The sequence below is a fragment of the Streptomyces sp. NPDC057543 genome, from assembly GCF_042801895.1.
Classification (GTDB): domain Bacteria; phylum Actinomycetota; class Actinomycetes; order Streptomycetales; family Streptomycetaceae; genus Streptomyces.
Map to the genome: position 1 here is coordinate 1 of NZ_JBHVFF010000440.1, position 4,776 is coordinate 4,776.

At 67.9% G+C, this 4,776-nt stretch carries 5 protein-coding genes; all 5 read right to left on the reverse strand.

Annotation, left to right across the window (positions count from 1 at the left end):
* Positions 1 to 57: 57 nt before the first annotated feature.
* From ACFU8Q_RS39195 to ACFU8Q_RS39215, 5 genes are read right to left on the reverse strand one after another with little or no spacing between them, the layout of a single operon-like run.
* The gene (locus tag ACFU8Q_RS39195; protein ID WP_384464295.1) at positions 58 to 1,350 is read right to left on the reverse strand and encodes a cytochrome P450; all 1,293 of its coding nucleotides are present in this window, start codon (positions 1,348 to 1,350) and stop codon (positions 58 to 60) included.
* Positions 1,347 to 1,967, reverse strand: coding sequence for an ATP/GTP-binding protein (locus ACFU8Q_RS39200; RefSeq protein WP_384464298.1), 621 nt, complete (start codon positions 1,965 to 1,967; stop codon positions 1,347 to 1,349). Before ACFU8Q_RS39200 ends, ACFU8Q_RS39195 begins: the two co-directional genes overlap by 4 nt.
* Positions 1,939 to 2,322: a DUF742 domain-containing protein gene (locus ACFU8Q_RS39205; RefSeq protein WP_384464301.1), complete on the reverse strand. Its 384-nt coding sequence runs from the start codon at positions 2,320 to 2,322 to the stop codon at positions 1,939 to 1,941. The genes ACFU8Q_RS39200 and ACFU8Q_RS39205 overlap by 29 nt, the downstream gene beginning before the upstream one ends.
* Positions 2,319 to 2,750, reverse strand: a complete 432-nt coding sequence (locus ACFU8Q_RS39210; RefSeq protein ID WP_384464304.1) for a roadblock/LC7 domain-containing protein — start codon at positions 2,748 to 2,750, stop codon at positions 2,319 to 2,321. Before ACFU8Q_RS39210 ends, ACFU8Q_RS39205 begins: the two co-directional genes overlap by 4 nt.
* A 2-nt stretch (positions 2,751 to 2,752) precedes the next feature.
* Entirely contained in the window at positions 2,753 to 4,192 is a 1,440-nt protein-coding gene (locus tag ACFU8Q_RS39215; RefSeq protein ID WP_384464307.1) for a sensor histidine kinase, read from the reverse strand.
* Positions 4,193 to 4,776: the final 584 nt, after the last annotated feature.

The window sequence follows — 4,776 nt, forward strand, 5'->3', positions numbered from 1 at the left end:
GCCGGTTTACGGGCGCCACCACCGCGACACGACGATCGACGGCGGGTGATACGGCTGCTACGCCTTGGTGCGGCCTGACGCCGGGGACGGTGGCGCGTCCCGTTCGGGGCCGATGGGGCTCCGGCTCCAGGGGGTGGCCCCGTTGGCGTCGGGGGCCAGCGGGGTGAACCGGGCCGGGAGCGCGGTGAGCGTCCGGTAGACCGCCCCGGGGCGGTAGGTCAGCTCGTCGGCGGGTACGTCCAGTTCGATGTCCGGCAGGTAGGTCAGGAGCCTCTCGATGGCGGCGGTGGCGATCAGCGTGGCGACGTCACGGGCGGGACACGCGTGCGGCCCCGCGGCGAAGGCCAGGTGTGCCTTGGTCCCGGAGCGATAGCCGTCCGCCGGCAGGCCCGAGTGGGGGCAGGTGTTGGCGGCGGCGTACGACACCATGACGGGTGAGCCGGCCCGGATGGGGGTGCCGTGGAAGGTCACGTCCTTCTTGGGGAAGTGGACGCTGTAGTTGGCCAGCGGCGCGTCGTGCCACAGTGCGTCATCGATGGCGTGCTGGATGGGCAGGCTCCCGGTGGTCAGGGTGCCGAAATAGCGGTCGTCGCTGAGCATGCGGACGAGCGTGTTGGCGATGAGGTTGCACAGTGGCTCGTTCCCGGCGCCGAGGGTGATGAGGATCTGGTGGACGGCCTCTTCCTGGCTCAGCCCATTGGGATGATCGATGAACCAGGAGGTCAGATCGTGGCCGCGTTGTGCCGCCTTGGTCCCGTAGAGGGTTTCGAGGTAGGCATTGAACGACTGCCCGCCCGCCGCCTGGATCTCCGGATCGCTGTCCATCATCGCCCCGAGCGCCCACACCAGCCGCGGGCCCTCCTCGTCCGGCATGCCGAACAGTGCGTTGAAGAGCATCAGGGGCAGCCGCTGCGCGTACTGGCCAACGAGGTCGACCGTGCCGGTATCAGCGAATTCCTGGAGCAGTGTGTCGGCGTAGCGGAATGTCAGGACACGCACGTCATGGGGATCCAGGAGACCGAAGCTGTCCGTGATCACCCGGCGCAGGTGCGCGTGTTCCTCGCCGTCGGCGTAGAACAGACTCGGCCGCCACTCCACCAGGGGCCGGATCGGGCTGTCCTGCGGTACCTGTGGCAGCCAGCTCCGGGTGTCCTTGGTCCACGTATCGGTGTCCTGGAGGAGGTCGAGGGCGGCCCGGTAGTCGGTGACCAGGTTGACCACGACACCGGGGGCCACCTCGGCAACGCCGACCGGCCCTTGCCGGCGCAGCAGTTCATAGCTGCGCTGCGGGTTCGCGGCGTGTTCGGCGCCGTGCAGGGACACGGGTGCTTCGGCTGGTGTGAGCGTCACGAGGCTTCGACTCCGGCAACGGATATGGAATGGGCGGTCAGTTGGATGAGGGCTTTGAGGCCGCTGTTCTTCTCTCGGGCGTCACAGGTGACCAGTGGTGTCTCCGGGGCGAGGTCGAGCTTCGAACGGATGAGCTCCAAGTCGTATGTGGGTGAGTCAGGGAAGACATTGACAGCGACGGCGTACGGCAAACCGCGCTCCTCGATGAGTTCCATCACCTCCCAGGAGTCTTTGAGCCGCCGGGTGTCGACCAGGACGAGGGCACCGAGTGCTCCGTACGCGATGCCTTCCCACAGAGGAAGGAAGCGGCGCTGCCCGGGAGTTCCGTACAGGTACAGAACGATTTTGTCGCCCGGCAGGGTCAGACGGCCGAAGTCGATGGCGACCGTGGTGGTGGTCTTGTCACGCAGGACGTCGTGGCTGAGGTCATCGGTAGCGACCGCCGCGTTCGTCATGACCTCGTCGGTGTGCAGGGTCGGAATCTGCGACAGCGACTTGACTACGGTCGTCTTGCCGATACCGAGCGGGCCGGCAACGAGGATCTTGATCCTTCGGTGTTCCCCCTCGGGCAGGTAGACGGGAGGCGGGCTAGGCGGCAAGGAGAGCGTGGAGTCCACTCAGAACCTCTTCCAGGACTTCTTTCGACGGTCGGCCATCGTTCGACGCGCGCAGGGCGTCCGGAATGGGGACGCTGGCTTTTAACTGACCGTCACTGACAAGTTGTTCGGCGAGCACCAGAGTCACGCTGACCGGGAGGCCGAGATAGCCGGCCAGTTCGACGACGCTGAGAGACCCGCCGGTGAGCAGTTCGACCACGCGCTGGTGCACCGCCGTGTGGTACCTGGCCAGCGGCAGACCGCTGGCACGCAGAGCGGCCAGCGAATCGAGGGTGCCCGGCAGGCCGGCGCCGGGGCTGGTTCCGGTCGCGAGGTAGGCCGGCAGCAGCCGCCGCTGTTCCTGGCCGCGGCTCATGACGCCCCGTCGCCGGTACGGGCGGGAACGGACATGATCTGTTCCCCGAGTTTCATTGCCTGGCGGGCCATGGTGGCCGCGACCACGCCCATGGGCATGTCCTCGTCGCCGGCCGCCGCGATCAGGGTGTTGGTTCCTTCGCCGACCGGCATGACCATGTAGGTACCCCGGTCGTTGTGCGAGGTGACGGTCGTGAGCGGAGTGCTCGGAGGGGCTCCCAGAACGGCGTTGGTGGCGGCGCGGGAGGCGGAGTGCAGCGCGGCAGTCATCGCACCGATGCCGTCTGCCTCGTCCTTGGTGAGGTTCTCGGAGGTGGCCTGGACCATCCCGTCGAGAGTCATGGTCAGGGCGTGCCGGACACCGCGGATCTCGGTGATGGGCTTCAGGACCCAGGTGGAGGGGCCGGTCTCTTCGCGGGCTTCAGGCATGGTCACAGTGTGTGCTCCGAATCGGTGACGGACCGGCCGCTGGTGAGGCCGCTTTGGAAATCGCTCCAGATGGCACCGGTGTTCTCCGGGTCCAGGGGGCGGGGCGCTGCTGCGGCGGCGTCCTCAGGGGTGGCTGTCGCTGAGAAACGGCGGCGGCGCTGCGGCAGCTGTGCCGCGGCGGTCGGCGCGGGAGAGTGCCCGGGCCCGGGAGAGTGCTCGGGCGAGGGCGCGGGCGCGGGTGAGCCGGCAGGGGCGGGCCGCTTGTGGGCCTGCGGCGCCACGGCGGGTTGGGGAGCCATGACCGACGGAGGAGTGGCGTTTTCGTCGATCGAGGTCAGCAGGTTCTCGGGAACTGACACCACAGCGCGCACCCCGCCATAGGGAGAGGAAGTGTCGATGGAGACGTGCAGGCCGTAGTCGGCGACGAGACGGCCGATGGCGGCGAAGCCCATGGACGGCGGGTCACCGAGCTCGAGGAGCATCACTTCCTGCTGTTCACCCGATATCAGACTTCGGCCGCGGGCGAGCGCTTCCGAGGTCATGCCCTTGCCGGCGTCGTCGATCGTGATGCACACACTGCCGTTGCCGGTCTGGATCAAGCCCACGTCCACCATGAGGTCGTCACGGGAGTGCTCCAGCGCGTTGGCCATCAGCTCCGCGCAGACCACGGCAACAGGCTCGGCCGCGCGCCCGACCACACCGATGTTGGAAAGGCCCAGCCGGGAAACGATGTTGATGCGGTCGAAGCCGCGCAGCCGGGAGGAGGCGCCACTGACGACCTCGCTCACATAGGTGTCCTTGCGGACGTGACCCGGCCACCCTCCGCACACGATGGCGGACCTCTGCGTGAGGCGCAGGTTCTGCTCATTGAGGTGGTCGGACTCGAGCAGGCTCTGCGTCAGACGGGGCGGCGCGCTGAACTCGTGCTGCAGACCCACGATATTCGTCTGCAACCGGTAGGAAAGGGCCTGGGACTCCTGAGTTGCGCCGCGCAGGGCAGCCCGGGCAGCGGCGTCGATGCGGCGCCTCTCCTTGAGGACGATGCCGGAAACGGCCTCGGGCAGGGCGTCGAGGAGCCGTGCAGCCTCGGATCCCGCGAGGTTCTTGTGCAGCGGTCCGGGGACGGGGTGATGAGAGCTGATCAGGTGCAGTGCGAGAGCGGGAAGCCGCTCGGAGACGAGGTGACGCACTTCGTCGACAAGCTCCGCCTCGCGGGCCTCGACTTCCTGCGCGCGGGACTCTGCGGTCTGCCTGTTCTGCACCTCGGTTCGGGCGCGGCCCTCGGCAGCCTGCGCACGGGAATCGGCGGCCTGCGCCTTCGCGGACAACTCTGTGCCCCGCCGCAGGTGTGTGCGGCGCGAGCGGGCCAGGAGCAGCGCCCAGACTGCCAGGAGGAGAGACAGGACGCCGAGGGCAAGGGCGATTTTTGAGGACAAGGTCACGGAGGGGGGTCCTAGGGGTCGGTCGGGCCTTCGAAGAACGGCGCGGCGGTTCACTCCCCCGTAGGGGGGATGAGTGCGGCCTTTGGAGAACTGGCGGACAGGAGAAACAATGTGGCAATGCGTGAGTAGTGCGCGGACCGTGCGTACAGGGCGAAGAGGTACCACCGCAGACATACGACGGCGAGACGGGGACGAGACCCGGTGAACGGCACGAGCCGGCCAAGGCTCCAGCGGCGCGGTCCTGGCAGGCGGCGCCGGACGTCCGGCCGGCCCTCGCGCAACGTGCGGCCCCGCAACCGGTCGCAGGGCGGAGCCGTCTGAGAAAGCAAACGAACAGGTACATCAGAGCTCCGTTGAGGACCGCGAACGCCGGCTACATCTGGTGCTTCCCGCCATCGCACGCAGTCGACTCGCGGCCTTGCCACTTCCTAAAGCATGGTCAGTTTACTGGAGTTGATCTGTACACGCAGCGCTGGTGGGCCCGCACGGTCACGAAGGGGACGATCTTCGCCTACCGGGTTCTCGCTGGTCGCACGGCGTGGGCAACAACACCCTCGGCAGCTTCCCGGGCGCACCCTTCGGGC